Here is a 17,232-nt window from a genome sequence, read left to right on the forward strand (position 1 = left end):
CGATGCCCATCTCCTCCCCGTCGTCCTACGACCTCGTCCTGGCCGGCGGCACCGTCATCGATCCGGCGTCGGGCACCAACGCCCGGCTCGACGTGGCCGTCACCGGTGACCGCATCGCCGCGATCGGGGAAGGGCTGGCGGCGGGCGCGGCCCGCACGATCGACGTCACCGGTTCCACCGTGCTGCCGGGCCTCGTCGAGGGCCACACCCACATCTTCCAGTACGTCTCCGCCGTCGGCGCCCCCGCCGAGGAGGCCCACCTGCGCCGTGGCGTCGTCGCCGCGGCGGACGCCGGCACGGCAGGCGCCTCGACGTTCGCGGCCTTCCGCAAGCTGGTGGTCGAGGCGAACCCGCTGCGCATCGTCAACTTCCTCAACGTCTCGGTGCTCGGCCTGATCGACTTCAGGTTCGGCGAGCTGCTCAACCCCGACACCCTGGTCCCCGAGGACGCGCTCGCGACCGCCGAGGCCCACCCCGACATCGTGCGCGGCTTCAAGATCCGGCTGTCCGAGGACGTCGTCGGCGAGCACTGGGAGTCGCTGCTGAAGAAGTCCGTGGCGCTGGCCGAACAGGCCCAGCTTCCGCTGATGGTGCACATCGGTGAGACCGAGGAGCCGGTGCCCGTCGTCCTGGACTACCTGCGCCCCGGCGACATCGTCGCGCACTGCTACACCGGCAAGCCGAACGGCATCCTCGACGGCGACCAGGTGCACCCCGCGGTCATGGCGGCCCGCGAGCGCGGCGTGCTGTTCGACTCCGCCCACGGCAAGAGCAACCTCAGCTTCGAGGTGGCACGCCGGGCGATCGCCGACGGATTCCTGCCCGACATCCTCAGCTCCGACACCAGCGCCCGCAACTGGCGCGGCCCGGTGTTCGACCTGCTCACCAGCGTCTCCAAGCTGGTCGCGCTCGGCGCGCCGCTGGAGGAGTGCATACGGCGGGCCACCGTCGCCCCCGCAAAGCTGCTCGGCCTCGACACCGAGGGCTACGGGCGCCTGGCGGTCGGCGGTCGGGCCGACGTCACGGTCGTCGACTGGACCGACGAGGTCACCCTGCCCGACGCCGCGGGCAACACCATCCTCGCGCCGCGCCTGGAGCCGTCCGTCGTGCTGCACGCCGGCGCCGAGGTCGACATCGTGCCGTGGCGCGGTCTGCCGTCGGCATGAGAACCCCGCCCGCCCCGGAGAGGACGCGATGACCATCGGCGACGTCCACCTGCTGCGGCGCCGGCTGCGCGCGGCCCTGACGGCGGGGCGGCCCGCCGTCGGGACGTTCGTCAAACTGGCCTCGCCCGACGTGGTGGAACTGGCTGAGGCGGCCGGGTTCGCGTTCGTGGTCGTCGACCTCGAACACTCCACCCTCACCGAACAGAACGCCGTCGACCTGGTCCGCCACGCCCACGCCTGCGGCCTGCCGGCCCTGGTCCGCGTGCCCGAGGTGGACGCCGCCGCCGTCAACCGGCTGCTGGAGGCCGGGGCGGCGGGGATCCAGCTCTCCATGCTCACCCGCGTCGACCAGGCAGAGGCACTCGTGGCCGCGACGCGGTTCGCGCCCGCCGGCCGCCGCTCGGTCAGCTTGGCCAACAGGGCCGCCCGGTTCGGCGCGCTCCCGCTGGCCGCCTTCCTGGGCGCCGAGCAGGACGACCCGCCGGTACTGGTCGGCCAGATCGAGACGGCCCGCACCGATCCCCTGCCGGATCTGCTCGCCCCCCTCGACGTGTGCTTCGTCGGCAGCACCGACCTCGCGGTCGACCTGGGCCTGCCGGACGATCCCACGGTGCTGCGCGCCGCGGTGGACCGCGTGCGCGAGGCCGCCCGCTCGGCGGCGGTGGCGTTCGGCGGCTGGGCGCCGACCCGGGGCGCGGCGGGACACCTGGGCCTGAGTGACGCCGACTACCTGGTCGTCGGCTCGGACCTGCAAATGCTGGCGGCAGCCCTGCGCGCCGCCGCCGGAGAGGAGAACCAGTGACCACACGCAACGCGGCATTGTTCAGCACCGTCCTGAACTGGGACGAGCTGCCGGTGACCCAGGTGCGGCCGGGGGTGCGCCGTCGTGTCTACGCGACGGACGAGATGATGATCTGCCACCACGAGCTCGAGGTCGGCATGACGCTCAACCCGCACCGGCACGAGGAGTTCGACCAGCTGGTCCATATCGCCCAGGGGCGAGCGAACTACTACGTGGACGGTGTCGCGCACGACATGCGCGCGGGCTCGTTCCTGCTGGTCCCCCGAGGCAGCGAGCACTATGTGGAGCCGACGGAGGCGCCCTGCGTGAACATCGACTTCTTCGTCCCGCCGCGTGCCGACCTGCTTCCCTGACCGAAGGCCGGCTCGCCGCGGCACCCGGGGCGCGCGGTAATCGGTGCCGGGACTGACTCAGCCCACCCACACCCGAGTCACCGCCGGGAGGCGTGTCACATGACCCACATCGTCGTGCTCGGAAGCACGAACATGGACCTCGTCGCGTACGTCGCGAAGGCCCCGCAGCGCGGAGAGACCGTGACCGGACGCGAGTTCCGTACGGTCCCCGGCGGCAAGGGCGCCAACCAGGCGGTGGCCGCGGCCCGCGCGGGCGGCACGGTGTCGATGATCGGCGCGGTGGGCGCCGACACCTTCGGCGCTCAGTTGCAGCGCGCAATCAGCTCGTCGGCGCCGAACCACGGATACTTGACCTCGCAGAGGAACTGAGCTGCCGGCCGCATTCGTGGGCCCGGCCGCCCTGGTCGGGCGCCCCGAGGGTTCGTACGAGGGCGGGTGCGACCAGGGCCCCGCCATGTGCCGCACCGTCAGTGGTGTGCGGGCCACGACCTGCCGGCCCGCCGCGCCCTCCGCGGTGGGCCGGCAGATCGCTCCGGTGGGTGGGTCAGCCGCCGTTGGGTTCGCCGTCCGAGGGGCCGAGCCGCTGCGACAGCGCGCGGGCGGTTTCCAGCAATGCCTGGGCCATCGGCGCCTTGACGTCGTCGGGGACCGTCGCCGTCGTGCCGACGACCGCGAGCGTCCCGCTGATCTTGTCGCCGTCGAAGATCGGTGCCGCGATGGTGCGGACCCCGTTGACCGCGGGGGAGTTGACCGACAGCCCGTGGTGCCGGATGGCGGCGAGTTCGTCGGCGAGTTCGGCCGACATGCGGACCGAGCGCGGCAGCGGCGGTACCTGGTCCGGGGGCAGGAAGGTGAGGAAAATCCGTCCCTGTGCCGAGGAGGTGAGGTCGAGACGTGAGCCGACCCGGACGCTGATGCGCACCATGTGGTCGGTGTTGTCCACCGAGCGCACCACGGTTGCCGACTCGCCGTCCCAGACCGACAGCACGATCGTCTCGTCGATACGCCGGACCAGGTCCTCCATGTACGGCTCGGCGGCGGCGACGATCGGCAGGCCGGCCCGCGCGGCCGCAGCGAGCGTGAGCACCTGGGATCCGAGGGAGTAGAGCGAGGTGCGCTCGTCGTACCGCAGCAGGTTCGCCGCACGCAGTGCCTTCGTGTAGCGGTGCGCGGTCGCCTTGCTCGCCCCGAGACGTGCGGTGATCTCGTTGAGATTCATGTGCGGCTTGCCGACCGTGAACGAGCCGAGGATCAGCGCCGCACGCTGCACCGTCTGGATGGTCGGCGCGGTCGTGTCGGGACCGCTTCGTTCGCCGGTGCCGGGCTGCGCCTTCGTGGCCATGAAATCTTACTCCTGTTGTCCCGTACTCAGTAAGAGGGTAAGACGTTGAATGGAACGCCGTATCGAATAGCGTAACGGTGGGAGTCGGGGAAATGTGCGGGAAAGGCTGAGGTGCTCCGCCACCGCGAGCTGAGCCGTCGGAACCGGCCGTCCGCGCGGGCCTTTCACGCGGACGGCCGGCGGCAGGTCGCCGACTCGGTGCGACGACCTCACATGTCGGAGGAGTGCCCCGGTGTGAGAGAGCGTGCCGGGTCGAGCAGGGAGGCGATGTGGTTGACGGCGAGGGCCGCCTCGCCGAAGCCGATCGAGATCAGGCTGACCTTGCCGTCGTGGTCGGCGATGTCGCCGGCCGCGAAGACGCGTTCCCGGTTTGTGCGCATCGTGCGGTCGACGAGGATGCGTCGGCGGCGCAGCTCCAGTCCCCACTGCTCGATCGGCCCGAGATCGGCGATGAAGCCGAGCGCGGCGACGACGGACTGGGCGGGCAGGCTGACCCGGTCGCCGTCCGGGCTCGCGACCACGACCTCGGACACCGCCCCGTCGGCCGACCCGTCGCCGGAGATCTTCTCGACCTCGTAGGGCGTCAGGACTCGCACGGAGGACGCGTGCACCTGCTCGACGGTGCGTTCGTGGGCCCGGAACCGCGTACGCCGGTGCACCAGCGTCACCGACGAGGCGATCGGCTCCAGCGACAGCGCCCAGTCCAGCGCGGAGTCCCCGCCGCCGACCACCACGACGTCCTGTCGGGCGAGTTCGTCCAGGCGCGGCACGAAGTACCGAAGCCCCCGGCCCAGGTAGTCGGAGCCCACCGGAAGCTCGCGGGGGACGAAGTTGCCGATCCCGCCGCAGACGAGCACCGCCCCCGCGGTGATCCGCGCGCCGGCGTCGGTGGTGGCGACGATGCCCTCGCCCGCGTCGTCGAGGCGGATGACCCCGTGCCCGAGCAGGTAGGTCGGGTTCCACCGCCCGGCCTGCTCGGCCAGCCGGTCCACCAGGTCCTGGCCGCGGACGGCGGGGAAGCCGGCCACGTCGTAGACGAGCTTCTCGGGGTACAGCGCGGCGATCTGGCCCCCCACCTCGGGCAGTGCGTCGGCGACCGCGACGCTCAGGCCGCGGAAGCCGGCGTAGTACGCGCCGTACAGCCCCGTCGGGCCGGCACCGATGACGAGCAGATCGACGGTCACCTCGGAGCCGTCGCCCTTGACGGTCGGGAGGACACTCACGCTCCCACCTCGGGGTGATCGTGGCCGACCCGGCCGACCTTGCGCGCGCCGCCGGGCGACCCGAGCGGCTCGGCTCCGCCGATTCCGAGGGTGAAGAACTCGGTGTTGATGCGCTCGGCCTGCTGGGACTCGGCCGGCAGGTCCTCGTGGTGGAAGATCGAGATCTGTGGGCAGACGGGTTCGCAGCGCCCGCACTCGACGCATTCGTCGGGCTGGATGTACAGCATCCGGTCGCCCTCGTAGATGCAGTCGGCCGGGCACTCCTCCATGCAGGACTTGTCCATGACGTCGAGACATGCCTGAGTGATGACGTACGGCACGGGCTTCTTGCCCTTCACACGGTCGCACAGTATGCGAGATGGCGTCTTCTAATGCGGAACGTGGAATGCATGATGACGGCGTCGGTCCAGGGTGTCAACCATCAGGTGATTGCTTGACATCGTCGCGTGTGCTAGGAGAAGCTGATGCGACATACGAGATGGCGTCTCACAGCGCGCCACTCGGGTCGGGACTTGTGAGAGGCAAACGCCGTAATGGGAAGCAACCCCCGGACCGTCCCAGCACCGATGATCGTCGAGGACTGGGACCTGCTCACCTTCCGGGTCAACCGCGAGGCCTACCGCAGCGCGGAGATCTTCACCCGGGAACGCGGCTGGGTGTGGACACACACCTGGCTCTACCTCGGCCACGAGACCGAGATCCCCAACCCCAACGACTTCAAGGTCCGCACCCTCGGGGGCCGACCGCTGATCTTCTGCCGGGACAGCGCCGGCGAGGTGCACGCCTTCCTGAACTCCTGCCCGCACCGCGGCACCGTGCTGTGCCGCGAGAGCGAGGGCTCGACCAGGCTCTTCCAGTGCTTCTACCACGCCTGGACATTCCGCAACAACGGTGACCTCGCCGCGATCCCCGACGCCGACGCGTACGAGTCGACCGACGAGTTCAAGGCGTCCATGGGCCTGCGCGGCGTGCCGCGCCTGGAGATCCACGAGGGATTCGTCTTCGTCGCCTTCGATCCGGACGTTCCGCCGCTGCTCGAACACCTCGGCGATGCCGCCGACTACATGACGATGATCGAACAGCAGCACGTCGGCGGCATGACCACACTGCCCGGCACACAGAAGTACAGCGTGCGGGGCAACTGGAAACTCGCCGTCGAGAACGCGATGGACGGCTACCACTTCGCGCCGACGCACAACACGTTCGTGGGCTACCTGCGCGAGAGCGGCTACGCCGTCACCGACGACAACCAGTACGCCTACAACCTCGGCAACGGCCACGGGCTGCTGGTCCTCACCGGGCACGGCGGACGGATCAGCATGGAGTGGGAACCGCGCTTCGGCGAGGCCGAGCGGGTGCGCACCGAGGCCCACCGAGCCGAGATGACGCGGCGGCTGGGGGAGAAGCGAGCACATCACGTGGCAGACGAGAGCCACATCCTGTTCGTGTTCCCCAACCTGCTGCTGTTCGACATCGAGGGCCTGTCGATCCGGCAACTGGAGCCGGTGGCGCCCGACCAGACCGATGTGCGCGCCTGGCAGCTGGTGCCCCGCAACGAGGACCCGGACACCCGCGCCCTGCGCATGAAGACGGTCGTCAGCTTCGTCGGCCCGGGCGGGCTCGCCACGCCTGACGACATCGAGGCGTACGAGGCGGTCCAGCGCGGCATCCAGGCCACGGTCGGCACCGCCGCGCCCGAGCTGGACTACAGCGACATGTCGCGCGGCATGGCCGACGAGGTCAAGGGCGTACAGGGCAGGTCGACCGACGAAGGCGCGATGCGGGGCTTCTGGCGGCACTGGATCGAAGCCGTCGGGCTGGAGAACGAACTCCAGGTCCACGGCCGGCGTCCGGAGTCCTTCCTCGCGGGAAGGGACGTGCGATGAGCGCGACCACCAACACCCACTCCCTGCGGTGCGGGGGACGCACCGTCACCCGGCCCGAGGTGGAGGACTTCCTCTACGCGGAGGCGGACATCCTCGACCACTGGAACTACGACGGCTGGCTGGCCCTCTTCGAGCCCGGCGCCCGCTATGAGATCCCTACCACCGACTACCGTCCCGGCTGGTCGCCGCACGAGACCGGATCGTTCGTCGACGACGACTGGGACCTGCTCCGCGCCCGGGTCAAGCGCATGAAGTCCCGCAAGGCGCACGCCGAGAACCCGCACTCGCGAACGCACCGGCTGGTGTCCAACGTGCGGCTGTCCGAGCACAGCGAGGATTCGTTCCGGGTGGCCGCGTCCTTCGTGGTGCACCGCGCCCGCGACGGGCACTTCGACGCCTACGTCGGCTGGTACGAGCACGTACTGGTGCCGACCGAGGACAGCCTGCGTTTCCGCTTGCGGCGCTCGATCCTCGGCCACGAGTCGCTGGCGGCAGGCGCCCGGCTCAGCTTCATCCTCTAGCCGGCGACGGACGGTGACCCAATGATCCGACACACCCTGTCCTTCCGTTTCGACGACGGCGTCGACCAGGCCACGCGCGAGTCCGTACTGGCCGAGCTGCGTACCTTCCCGGACCGGTACCCGGCGATGCGCGGCTTCGTCCTCGGCGAGAACGTCAGCACCCGCGACCAGACCTTCACCCACACGATGGCCGTCGACTTCGACAGCCAGGACGACCTGCTCGCCTATCTCGGCAGCGAGTCCCACGAGAACTTCGTGCACACACGCTGGCGACCGGTCATCGGCCGGCAGGCCATCACCTCGTTCGAGTACGCCGAGCGTCCCTCGCTCGCTGCAGGAAGGACATCCCCAGTGAGCACACGCCCGCACGCCCCGTTCGGCATGGAGTACGCCCGGATCGAGGTTCCGGACATGCAGGCCACGATCGACTTCCTCGAGTACCACGTCGGACTGCAGCTGGAGCAGCGTACGGACGAGTACGCCTACCTGCGCGCCGACATCGAGCACCACGCGATCGAGCTGATCAACGCGCCTGAGCGGACCGACGGGTGGACGACCGCCGTCGGCTACAGCGTGGAGAACGAGGAGGTCCTCGATCAGCTGCGCAAGAGCGTCGCCGACGCCGGCCTCGACATCCTGGACCTGCAGGAGCGGCAGCAGGCGCTGTGCGAGAACGGCTTCGCGGTCAAGGACCCCAACGGCCTCATCGTCGAACTGTTCACCGAGTTCCAGGAGTACGCCGAGCCGCCGCACATCGAGATCAGGCCGCTCGACCTGGTGCACCCCTTCATCGCCACCGCGAAGTACGAGGAGTCGCTGGACTTCTACCGGAACGTCCTGAAGTTCGTATCCTCGGACTACGTCGTCGGTTCGACCACGTTCCTCCGTGGCGAGGACCGTTACCACCACAGCCTCGCGCTGCAGAACAACAAGGAGCACTTCACCGCGCACCTGTGCTTCGCGATGAAGAGCCTCGACCACGTCATGCGGATGCGCGCCCGCGCGCTGTACAAGGGCGCGCCGATCGCCTCCGACATCGTCAACCACTCGGCGTCGACATCGATCGCGTTCTACCTGCACGACACGCGTTTCGGCCCGCGGTTCGAGCTGTGCGACAGCCACCGGGTGCTCACGCCGGAGGAGCACGAGACGCACCGGGCCCGCAGGATGCCGGCCGACCCGCGCAACATCGACGTGTGGCGTCCGGCGTCCGACGACTGGGGACGTTTTTGAGACAGCAGGTGCTTGACGTCCTGCGCCTGCTCGACGCGACCCCCGCGCCACGTGGCGCGGAACGGACGGCGGCGCACCGGCTGCGCGCCTGGTGCGCCGACCGGTGGCCGCACGTCGAGTGGCAGGTGGTGGAGCACGGCCCCGCGGGCGGCAGCCTGATCGCCACGCACGGGGCCGGGCCGCTGCTGTACTCCCATCTCGACACGTCGCTGGACGACGGCGGGGCGCACAACCCGCTTGTCACCGGCAACGCCGCGCCCGTCGCTCCGCTCGCCGTGGACGGCGACGTGGTGACCGGCTTCGGTCTCGGGGTCGCCCGCGCGCCGATGGCGGCCGCACTGGTCGCGTTCGCCGAGGCGGGCGCCGGACGGCTGCTGCTCGCGGGCTCCGGTACGCACCGCCGCGCCGGCGGGACCACAGGGCTGGAGGCCTACGCCGACTCGTACCCACTGCCGCGGTCGGCGATCGTCGCCAAGTGCGGCCCGCCCACCCTGCTGTGGCACGAGCCGGGCGCGTTCTACCTGACGGTCACGGTGACCGGCCGCTCCGGGGCGGCGATGGCGGCGGAGTCCGCCACGCCCCCCGGGGGAGTCGTAGCCGGGGCCGGCGTCGTCCTGGAGGAGCTGGCCCGCTGGCGCACGGACTACCTGGCCGCCGACCCGCGCGAAGGGCAGACCGGCCGGGCGTGCGGTATCGGCGCGATCAGCGGCGGATGGCCGGACAAGCCGGACCTGTTGCCGGCCCAGCTGCGGATCGATCTCTACGTCGTCGCAGGTGACCGGGTCGAACCGACGGCGCTGGCGGCCGAGCTGGCCGACCGGCTGCGGGCACGTTGCGCGAAGTCGGCGCTGCGCGACTGCGCGGTCGAGGTGGAGGCCGAGCCGGTCACGGCAGCAGCGGCGACGCCGGCCGACGCCCCGGTGGTGACGGCCGCGCGGGCGGCCTGGCTCGACGAGTTCGGTGAGCAGCCGCCGCCGGTCACCGGCTGGACGGGATCGACCGACGGCGTCGTACTGCGCGCCCGCGGCGTGGAGACCGTGCGCCTCGGCCCGCAGGCGAAGCCGGCCGCCGACGATCCCCGTCGAGACGCCCTGTCGTTGGGGCAGCTGACCGCCTACGCGCGCGTCTACCGCCGGCTGTTGACCGAACTGCCGGCGTAGCGCCCCGGATCCCGGCGCCGACCGGACCTTTCATCTCACTCAGCGAACAATTACTCAGCGAACAACCACTGAGCGAACAACCAATCAGCGCAGGGCGCTTCGCCCTGCAGAAAAGTGGGCGGGCGGATGGACAAGGTGGTCGCTTCCGCGGCCGAGGCGGTGGCGGACGTCCCGGACGGGGCGTCCCTCGCCGTCGGCGGCTTCGGACTCAGCGGAATCCCGGGGGCCCTGATCCAGGCCCTGCACGACGCCGGCGTCACGGAACTCGACGTCGTCTCCAACAACTGCGGGGCGGGGGAATCCGGCCTCGCAGTGCTCCTCGCCTCGGGCCGGATAGCCCGGGTCACCGGCAGCTACATCGGCGGCAACAAGGAGTTCGCCCGCCAGTACCTGGGCGGCGAGATCGAGCTGGAGCTGATCCCGCAGGGCACCCTCGCCGAGCGGCTGCGGGCCGGGGGCTGCGGCATCCCGGCCTTCTACACCCCGGCCGGGGTCGGCACCCAGGTCGCCGACGGCGGGCTGCCCTGGCGCTACGACGGCGGGGGCGGCGTCGCCGTCGCCTCACCGGCCAAGGAGGTCCGCGACTTCGACGGCGCCGCCCACGTCCTGGAACGTGGGATCACCACCGACTTCGCCCTGGTGCGGGCGGCGAAGGGCGACCGGCACGGCAACCTCGTGTTCAACAAGTCCGCCCGCAACTTCAACCCCCTCGCCGCCATGGCCGGCCGTATCACGATCGCCGAGGTGGAGGAGCTCGTCGAACCGGGCGCGATCGATCCCGACCACGTCCATCTGCCGGGCATCTTCGTCCAGCGCGTGGTGGTCCTCAGCCCCGAGCAGGCCGCCGACAAGAAGATCGAGAACCTCACGGTGACGCCCAGGGAGGTGCGGGTCTGATGGCCTGGACACGGGACGAGATGTCCGCCCGCGCGGCCCGCGAGCTGCGCGACGGCGAGTACGTCAACCTGGGCATCGGGCTGCCGACGCTGATCCCCAACCACCTGCCCGAGGGTGTCCACGTCGTGCTGGAGTCGGAGAACGGCATCCTCGGCACCGGTCGTTTCCCGTACGAGGACGAGGTCGACCCGGACCTGATCAACGCGGGCAAGGAGACCGTCACCGTCCTGCCGGGCGCGGCCTACTTCGACTCCGCGCTGTCGTTCGGCATGATCCGCGGCGGCCACATCGACGCGGCCGTGCTCGGCGCCATGCAGGTCTCCGAACGGGGCGACCTCGCCAACTGGGCGATCCCCGGCAGGATGGTGACCGGTATCGGCGGAGCCATGGACCTCGTGCACGGTGCCCGCCGAGTGATCGTCACCATGACCCACACCGCCAAGGACGGCACCCCGAAGATCGTGCGGGAGTGCGATCTGCCGCTCACCGGAAAGGGCTGCGTGGAGCGGATCATCACCGACCTCGGCGTCCTCGACGTCACCGACGACGGCCTTCTCCTCGTCGAGACCGCCCCCGGCGTCACCGCCGAGGAGATCACCGTGAAGACGGCGGCGAATGTGCTCATCCCTTATGGAACCCGCTCGTAGCCGGCCCTCCGTGGCGCGTACGACCTGGCAGCACGCCCGTGCTGCCTGCCGGTCACCGTTCCCGGAGCGAACGTCGAGGGGCTGTGCGCGTCGGGCCTGGAGGCCGTGCTCAGGGCCCGACGCGCCGTCGCCGTCGGTGAGGGCACCCCGAACTCGTCGCCGACCGGGATCAAGGCCGTACACACGGCCCAGGTCCGTCGGCGACCGGTGTATGTCGCCCCGCTCGCGCCCGGATCCAGGCCCCGGCGTGTGGAGATCACCGGCCCGTCGGCCGTGAGCCGACGGGCCGCTCGACGTGCTCGACTCGGCTGCGTGGGCGCGCTCGTGGACCTCTTGGCTGTGGAAAACGACCGCCGCAGCCATGGGGTCGCTATGGCTGCGGCGGTCGGTACTTCTCCAGGGCGGCACCCCGACGGTCAGCGGCGCTGGTCGAGCGACCGCTGTCCGAGAGGCGCGGCCCTCACCGGGAGGGCGAGGCGTCACACACCCCAGTCGTCATTGACGGTGACGGCGTCGGTGATGCCGAACCGGCCGCCGGGCACCAGGGGGGTGGCGGGCTCACCCATCACGACGACATGCTTGCCGAACCGGGGCGCCAGCGGTCGGCCGACGTCGCGCTTGAGCCACAGACGCAGCAGGTGTCGGCGACGCTCCGGTTCCGGGTGGTCGATGTAGCTGGTGCGCGAGTGCAGTGCGGCGTAGTTGAGCAGCCACTGCACGTCCCCCGGCTGGAAGTCCATGTCGATCGGCAGGCCGGGTTCCTGCGAGATCTCGTCGAAGAGGCTGATGGCTGCGGCCTGGTCGGGCGTCAGTTGGGGGACGCCGGGGTACTCCTGGGCGCTGAAGATCATCGAGTTGCCCGCGTAGGTGCTGAAGACGCCGTCGACGTGGCTGATGATCGGCGAGGTGTACGTGAGTTCCGGGGAGTCGGGGTCCTGACGCCGCCAGTCCCAGTGGTAGGTGTCGAAGAGCCGCGCGGCGAGGTCCGGCCGGCGGCGCAGCATCTCGTTGTAGATCGTGGTGCCGCTGACCAGGCTGGAGGCTCCGCCCTCCTTGGCGCCGCGCAGGCACATGAGGGCGACGACGTCGGAGCTGTCCGAGTGGAACGGGAGTCGGTCGCGTACGCGGGAGGGCAGCGCGCCCTCGTCGGACAGCGTCATGTTCGACGTGGCGACCACGTGGTCGAGCAGGTCGCCCCGCTGGTTCTGCCCGATCGGCTGGCCGAGGTGCAGGCCCATGACGAAGAAGATGGCCGCGGCCATGGGGTCGCCGTACTCCTCGGTGCGCAACCCGCGCACCAGGACGAAGCCCCGGCCGGCGTCCATCTGGCGGGCGCACTCGTCGTTCAGGGCGCGACAGGCGTCGAAGGGGTAGTCGGCGGCGGTGACGGTGCGCAGGTCGGGGTCGTCGGCGACGAAGCGCCGTCCCAGGTCTTCCAGCTCGGTGCGCTCGGCGTCGCTGAGTACATAGATCCAGTCAGTGGACTTCGACAGCTCGTCGCCGCGCCAGGCGGACGGCCCGGAGATCGGCTGAAGGCCGACAGTGGTGGTCACGATGATGCGCTCCTCGAAAATGTGATGGCAAAGCCCGTCGGTGACGACACGACGGACGACGAACGTTCGGTGTGGCGGGGGCTCGTCGCACGGCGACGAACCGCGCTCAGAAGGGAGTCTGAGGCTCGCCGACAGCCGTGCCGGGGCGCAGTCCCTCCCGGGGAGGGAAGTAGCTGAGCGGCTCGTCGTAGGTCCGGCGGCCGGCGCATGACACGAGCAGGACGCCGATCAGAGCGACTGGCCTCATGCTGGTCCCGTCCTTTCGAGAAGTACCTCAACCATAGGAGACGTCTGGGTCGGGGTCAATATGCGAGACATCGTCTCGTGATGCATTACGCCAAGGTGAATGGGTGCCCGCGTGGAGCCTGCAGGGTGGTAGGGCGGCCGGCCCCCGCTCTACCAGGCCCTCTACGCGCTCCAGGACGCCCCCGCCCCGGACCTCGAACTCCCCGGCCTGCGCACCGCGTTCCTGCGCCAGCCCTACCCGGAACTGCCTCACCACGCCACCGAGCGACTCCTGGGGCGACCTGGCGGCAGCCGGATTCGTGCGCAAGCCCAACATGCAGACATGGAAGGCCAAATTCGACACCAGTGAGGAGGACTTCCTGTCCGGCCTCTCAAAGAAGCGGCGGCGCTACATCCGGACATGGCGCAAGAAGGCGGAGGGTGAACTGGAAATCGCCATCCACGATCAAGTGGACCCGGGCTGCTGGACGCGTTCCTGGGCCTGTACGTTCAGCAGATCGAGACGATGCGGTACCGCGTCGCCATCGCGGTCCAGCAACGCGCACGTCTCCTCGGCGGCCAGGAGTAGTTCGGGTCTTTGCTCACCAGAACGGCGCGCTGGTCGGCGGCTGCATCGTCCGCGAGAGTCCTGGCCAAGGCGTGATCCGCATCCGTTTCTCCGCAGTACCCTCCCAGTTAGTGCCTAGGCACTACTGACGTTGTCGCCGTGGTGTCGTCAAGGTGAGGCCGGTTTCGGCGAGGCATCCGTTGATGAGGTTGCTGCGGTACTGGATCTGGCGCAGACCGCGTCGGAGCGTGCTGATGAGGTGGTCGGGGTCGGTGAAGGCGGTGTTGGCCTGGCTGCTGCGGCGCAGCAGGGACCAGATGCCCTCGACGGGGTTGAGGTCGGGTGCGTAGGCCGGCAGGAAGTAGCAGGTGATCCAGTCGCGGGCGTCGATGAACTCCCGTAGTCGGCGGTCCTTATGGACGTTGAGGTTGTCCCACACGAGCACAATGGGTGCACCGAGCTGCTGGTGCGCGGCGATGAGCAGGTCGCGGTAGTCGGTCCAGGTGAAACTGCGTCTGCCGCCGCGCTTGTGATCGACGTGCCGTTTGGGACGGTAGATCAGCCGTGAGCGTTCGCCCTGCTTGTAGCAGGCCAGAGCGGCGAGAGAGAAGCGGCGCTGGGAGCGTCCCTTCACCCGGATGACGGGTGTGTGCCCGCGCCTGGCCCAGGTGCGGACGGTCGGCGGCGTCATCGAGAAGCCGGCTTCGTCTTCGAAGCACAGCCAGGCCCCAAGCGCCGCCACGGACCTTCCACCTGCGGCCAGGTCTCCTTCACCCAGCCCGCCACGGCCTCCTCGTCGCGCTCGACCGCCCGGCGGGCCGGGACCTGGTGGCTGAAGCCGTGCCGGTGCAGCATCCGTGCGATCGCCGACAGCGTCATGCTCTTGTGGAACCGGCGCCCGATCAGCGTCTTGATGCGCGTCAGCGTCCACGTCTGGTCCGGCCAGCCGTGCGCGACCGGCCCCTTGGCGAGTTCCTGCTCGAGCACGGTGAACAGGGCCTCGCTCAGCTTGGGCCGTGACACCGGCCCGGCAGAGCGCAGCCCCTCGGCGCCTGCGTCGTGCCAGGCCCGGCGCCAGCGCTGCACCGAGCGCACACTCACCCGTAAGTCCTTGGCGACCTCGGCATTGGAGGCACCCGCAGCGAACAGCTCCGCGGCCTCCAGCCGGATCCGCTCGCGAAACCCCTGCCGTTCAGGCGTCAGCCCACCACCCTGCGGATATCTCACACAACAGGCATACCGCGACGATCACACACCGTCAGCCCTCAACGACACCACGCCGTAATGGTCAGTAACGCAGATTCAGCCTGGCACGCACCCTCTACCTGGCCGTGATGCAGATCGCCCGAGCCAAGGGATATCGCTGGATCAGTCTGGGCGACGACGCCAACCTCTTCGCCCACGTGGCCACCGCCGGCCTCCGTGAGTTCAAGGTCGGCATGGGATTCCACTGCGTGCCATCGCAGGATTTCCATGACCCCAAGGGCATTGACGAAGCTGATCTGATATTTGATCTGGCTCGGTTCACCGACCCCGTCGGCATACTCGGTTACGCCTCTTCCGACCCGGAGGACCGCTCGTTGCACGCACACGTGCAGTCCGACAGGCCGACGGATCTCCAGGTCTTCCAGCTTCCGTTCCTGGCCCCGCCAACCTTGATGGGTGCGGCTCTTGGCTCGTACAAGATTTCGTTGTGCGTTGATCGACCAAGGGTCGTCATCGACGGGTTGTCGGGGGACTCGCCTGGAGTGGGCGACGAGAAGGACGCGTTTGCGGAGTAGTCGGATGCCGGCCCTGCCCGCCATCCCGCTCCGTGGGGCTGGATGCTGCTGCCACGGGAGCACCTTGGCCGAAGCCACCGGGCAGCCGATGAGCGGTCCGCGAGGGCTGGAGGCACGGTTCCTGGCAGCAGGTAGGACTGCCGACGCGGTCCGGAACGCATCCTGGCCCTCCGCTGACCTGCGGCGATGGGGCTTTCTGCAAGCCCCCTCCGCCGCGTCTACGCCGATGGCAGAGACATCGAGGCGCGCGAGGCGATGCTGCTCGCCGCGACCCAGGCCGGCCTCGCCTTCTCCAACTCCAGCGTGGCGCTGGTGCACGGCATGAGCCGTCCGATCGGCGCTCACTTCCACGTCGCCCACGATCTGTCGAACGCGATGCTCTTCCCCGCGGTGACCGCTTTTTCCGTGCCCGCCGCCGAGAGCCGGTACGCCGACTGCGCCCGTGCACTCGGAGCCGCCACCGACGGCGACCCCTTGGCCGCCGATAGGCTCGTGAAGGCGGTCCGAGCCCTGTGCAAGGATCTTGAGGTGCCCACCCCAAGAGCCCACGGCATCGACAAGCACGAGTGGTTCCGCCTGTCGCCCTTCATGGCAGAGCAGGCGCTCGCGTCCGGGTCCCCCGCCAACAACCCCGTTACCGACCGCGGACGAGATCCAGGATCTCTACGCCCAGATCTACGCCTGACACCCGGCGAGTGAGGAACCGTGATGGCCACGACAGCCAGGACCACGCGGAGTGCGAGGTGACGAGCCATGACTGATACCGCTGCGGTCGAGGTTCTCACCGACGTGCACCGAGGCGTGGGCCGGATCCTGCTGAACCGGCCCAAGGCGCTCAACGCCTTGACGACGAGCATGGTCGGCGCCATCGACGGCGCACTCGCCGCATGGGAGCACACCCGCCTGTCCGCTGTGGTGCTCGCCAGCACCAGCATGAAGGCGTTCTGCGCCGGCGGAGACATCCGCACGATCCGAGAGCACAGTCTCGCCGGGGATGCCGCGGCCAGTGAAGGGTTCTTCGCCTCCGAATACCGGCTCAACGCCCGAATGGCCGAGTATCCCGTCCCGATCGTGTCGCTCGTCGACGGCCTCTGTATGGGTGGCGGTCTGGGGCTGTCTGTCCACGGAGGCTTCCGCGTCGTCACCGAGAGCGCGGTGTTGGCGATGCCCGAGACCGGGATCGGGTTCTTCCCGGACATCGGGGCCAGCTACTTTCTGCCGCGGCTGCCCGGCGCGATCGGCATGTACCTGGGGCTGACCGGGCACCGGCTCGACGCGGCCGACGCCCTGTACACGGGGCTGGCCACACACTTCGTCCCCAGCGAGCGGCTCGCCGCGGTCGCGGACGCTTTGGCCGACAGCCCCGGTGACCCGGTGGACGTCGTCCTGAACCGTCTCTCCGGCCGTTCCCCGGTGACGGAGAGCAGGCTGGCGGACGTACGCGGTGACGTGGACTGGGCGTTCGGTGCGCCGACCCTCGGCGAGATCGAGAAACGCCTGCACCACCTCGACACCCCCTGGGCCGCAGCAGCGCTGGCCGCCCTGGAGGCGGCCTCGCCGCAGAGCCTGGAGATCACTCACGCCTTGCTCGGGCGGGGCAGGCAGTCCACGTTGCGCGAATGCCTCGCCATCGAACTCGCTCTCACCCGCACGACCATCCGCACGCCGGACTTCCTGGAGGGCGTCCGTGCGGCCCTGGTCGACAAGGACCGCAGTCCCCACTGGCAACGTGCGTCGCACGGCGGAGGGACGCTGCAGTCCTGAGTAATTCCGAGGTGTCGGGAGGGACGCGGAACCGTCCACGGCGCCGGTGCGTGGTCGATGCAAGCCTGTCAGGCCCTGTCCGTCATGAGCGTCGATGACCGCGAGCCGTAA

At 69.8% G+C, this 17,232-nt stretch carries 18 protein-coding genes and 1 pseudogene; 13 read left to right on the forward strand and 6 right to left on the reverse strand.

Annotated elements, in window-relative coordinates; genetic code table 11:
- Positions 1-2: 2 nt before the first annotated feature.
- From O1Q96_RS16070 to O1Q96_RS16085, 4 genes and pseudogenes are all read left to right on the forward strand, one after another.
- Positions 3-1,166 carry an amidohydrolase family protein gene (locus O1Q96_RS16070; RefSeq protein WP_269248820.1) on the forward strand — a complete coding sequence of 388 codons (1,164 nt, stop codon included), beginning with the start codon at positions 3-5 and terminating at the stop codon, positions 1,164-1,166.
- Between the two features lie 28 nt (positions 1,167-1,194).
- Positions 1,195-1,968, forward strand: a complete 774-nt coding sequence (locus O1Q96_RS16075) for an HpcH/HpaI aldolase family protein (protein ID WP_269248821.1) — start codon at positions 1,195-1,197, stop codon at positions 1,966-1,968.
- Entirely contained in the window at positions 1,965-2,321 is a 357-nt protein-coding gene (locus O1Q96_RS16080; RefSeq protein ID WP_269248822.1) for a cupin domain-containing protein, read from the forward strand. Before O1Q96_RS16075 ends, O1Q96_RS16080 begins: the two co-directional genes overlap by 4 nt.
- 99 nt (positions 2,322-2,420) lie before the next feature.
- Positions 2,421-2,651 (forward strand): annotated as a pseudogene (locus tag O1Q96_RS16085) (PfkB family carbohydrate kinase); the annotation flags it as partial.
- A gap of 214 nt (positions 2,652-2,865) precedes the next feature.
- Here O1Q96_RS16085 and O1Q96_RS16090 read toward each other — a convergent pair.
- The 3 genes from O1Q96_RS16090 to fdxA all read right to left on the reverse strand — a co-directional run bounded on the left by O1Q96_RS16090 (position 2,866) and on the right by fdxA (position 5,224).
- Positions 2,866-3,663: an IclR family transcriptional regulator gene (locus O1Q96_RS16090; protein WP_269248823.1), complete on the reverse strand. Its 798-nt coding sequence runs from the start codon at positions 3,661-3,663 to the stop codon at positions 2,866-2,868.
- 209 nt (positions 3,664-3,872) lie between these two features.
- Positions 3,873-4,886 carry an NAD(P)/FAD-dependent oxidoreductase gene (locus tag O1Q96_RS16095; RefSeq protein ID WP_269248824.1) on the reverse strand — a complete coding sequence of 338 codons (1,014 nt, stop codon included), beginning with the start codon at positions 4,884-4,886 and terminating at the stop codon, positions 3,873-3,875.
- Positions 4,883-5,224: a ferredoxin gene (gene fdxA / locus O1Q96_RS16100; RefSeq protein ID WP_419586900.1), complete on the reverse strand. Its 342-nt coding sequence runs from the start codon at positions 5,222-5,224 to the stop codon at positions 4,883-4,885. The genes O1Q96_RS16095 and fdxA overlap by 4 nt, the downstream gene beginning before the upstream one ends.
- 195 nt (positions 5,225-5,419) lie before the next feature.
- Between fdxA and O1Q96_RS16105 the strand changes: the two genes are divergently transcribed.
- The 6 genes from O1Q96_RS16105 (at position 5,420) to O1Q96_RS16130 (ending at position 11,230) form a co-directional block, all read left to right on the forward strand.
- On the forward strand, positions 5,420-6,772 hold the full coding sequence (locus O1Q96_RS16105; protein WP_269248825.1) for an aromatic ring-hydroxylating oxygenase subunit alpha: 1,353 nt from the start codon (positions 5,420-5,422) through the stop codon (positions 6,770-6,772).
- Entirely contained in the window at positions 6,769-7,293 is a 525-nt protein-coding gene (locus O1Q96_RS16110; protein ID WP_269248826.1) for an aromatic-ring-hydroxylating dioxygenase subunit beta, read from the forward strand. Before O1Q96_RS16105 ends, O1Q96_RS16110 begins: the two co-directional genes overlap by 4 nt.
- Before the next feature lie 21 nt (positions 7,294-7,314).
- The gene (locus O1Q96_RS16115) at positions 7,315-8,526 is read left to right on the forward strand and encodes a Dabb family protein (protein ID WP_269248827.1); all 1,212 of its coding nucleotides are present in this window, start codon (positions 7,315-7,317) and stop codon (positions 8,524-8,526) included.
- A gap of 8 nt (positions 8,527-8,534) precedes the next feature.
- Positions 8,535-9,686, forward strand: a complete 1,152-nt coding sequence (locus tag O1Q96_RS16120) for a hypothetical protein (RefSeq protein ID WP_269248828.1) — start codon at positions 8,535-8,537, stop codon at positions 9,684-9,686.
- Between the two features lie 126 nt (positions 9,687-9,812).
- A complete protein-coding gene (locus tag O1Q96_RS16125) occupies positions 9,813-10,583 on the forward strand; it encodes a CoA transferase subunit A (RefSeq protein ID WP_269248829.1) in 771 nt (256 codons plus the stop codon).
- A complete protein-coding gene (locus O1Q96_RS16130; protein WP_269248830.1) occupies positions 10,583-11,230 on the forward strand; it encodes a CoA transferase subunit B in 648 nt (215 codons plus the stop codon). The genes O1Q96_RS16125 and O1Q96_RS16130 overlap by 1 nt, the downstream gene beginning before the upstream one ends.
- Before the next feature lie 479 nt (positions 11,231-11,709).
- On the opposite strand, the gene O1Q96_RS16135 is transcribed toward O1Q96_RS16130, so the two are convergent.
- From O1Q96_RS16135 to O1Q96_RS44440, 3 genes are all read right to left on the reverse strand, one after another.
- The gene (locus O1Q96_RS16135; RefSeq protein ID WP_269248831.1) at positions 11,710-12,783 is read right to left on the reverse strand and encodes a TauD/TfdA family dioxygenase; all 1,074 of its coding nucleotides are present in this window, start codon (positions 12,781-12,783) and stop codon (positions 11,710-11,712) included.
- A 106-nt stretch (positions 12,784-12,889) separates the two neighbouring features.
- Positions 12,890-13,030, reverse strand: coding sequence for a hypothetical protein (locus O1Q96_RS16140; protein WP_157857388.1), 141 nt, complete (start codon positions 13,028-13,030; stop codon positions 12,890-12,892).
- A 688-nt stretch (positions 13,031-13,718) separates the two neighbouring features.
- Positions 13,719-14,803, reverse strand: a protein-coding gene (locus O1Q96_RS44440; RefSeq protein WP_419586901.1) for an IS630 family transposase whose coding sequence is annotated in 2 segments (ribosomal slippage) — positions 13,719-14,278 and positions 14,278-14,803 — 1,086 coding nt in all. Because the reading frame shifts where the segments join, the coding sequence is not laid out codon by codon here.
- Between the two features lie 104 nt (positions 14,804-14,907).
- Here O1Q96_RS44440 and O1Q96_RS16155 point away from each other — a divergent pair.
- The 3 genes from O1Q96_RS16155 to O1Q96_RS16165 all read left to right on the forward strand — a co-directional run bounded on the left by O1Q96_RS16155 (position 14,908) and on the right by O1Q96_RS16165 (position 17,121).
- Positions 14,908-15,357 (forward strand): hypothetical protein, encoded by a 450-nt coding sequence (locus O1Q96_RS16155; protein ID WP_269248833.1) that lies wholly within the window; start codon positions 14,908-14,910, stop codon positions 15,355-15,357.
- Between the two features lie 186 nt (positions 15,358-15,543).
- The gene (locus O1Q96_RS16160) at positions 15,544-16,056 is read left to right on the forward strand and encodes a dehydroquinate synthase/iron-containing alcohol dehydrogenase family protein (protein ID WP_269248834.1); all 513 of its coding nucleotides are present in this window, start codon (positions 15,544-15,546) and stop codon (positions 16,054-16,056) included.
- 54 nt (positions 16,057-16,110) lie between these two features.
- Positions 16,111-17,121, forward strand: coding sequence for an enoyl-CoA hydratase/isomerase family protein (locus O1Q96_RS16165; protein WP_269248835.1), 1,011 nt, complete (start codon positions 16,111-16,113; stop codon positions 17,119-17,121).
- Positions 17,122-17,232: the final 111 nt, after the last annotated feature.

The organism is Streptomyces aurantiacus (genome assembly GCF_027107535.1).
Taxonomy (GTDB): domain Bacteria; phylum Actinomycetota; class Actinomycetes; order Streptomycetales; family Streptomycetaceae; genus Streptomyces.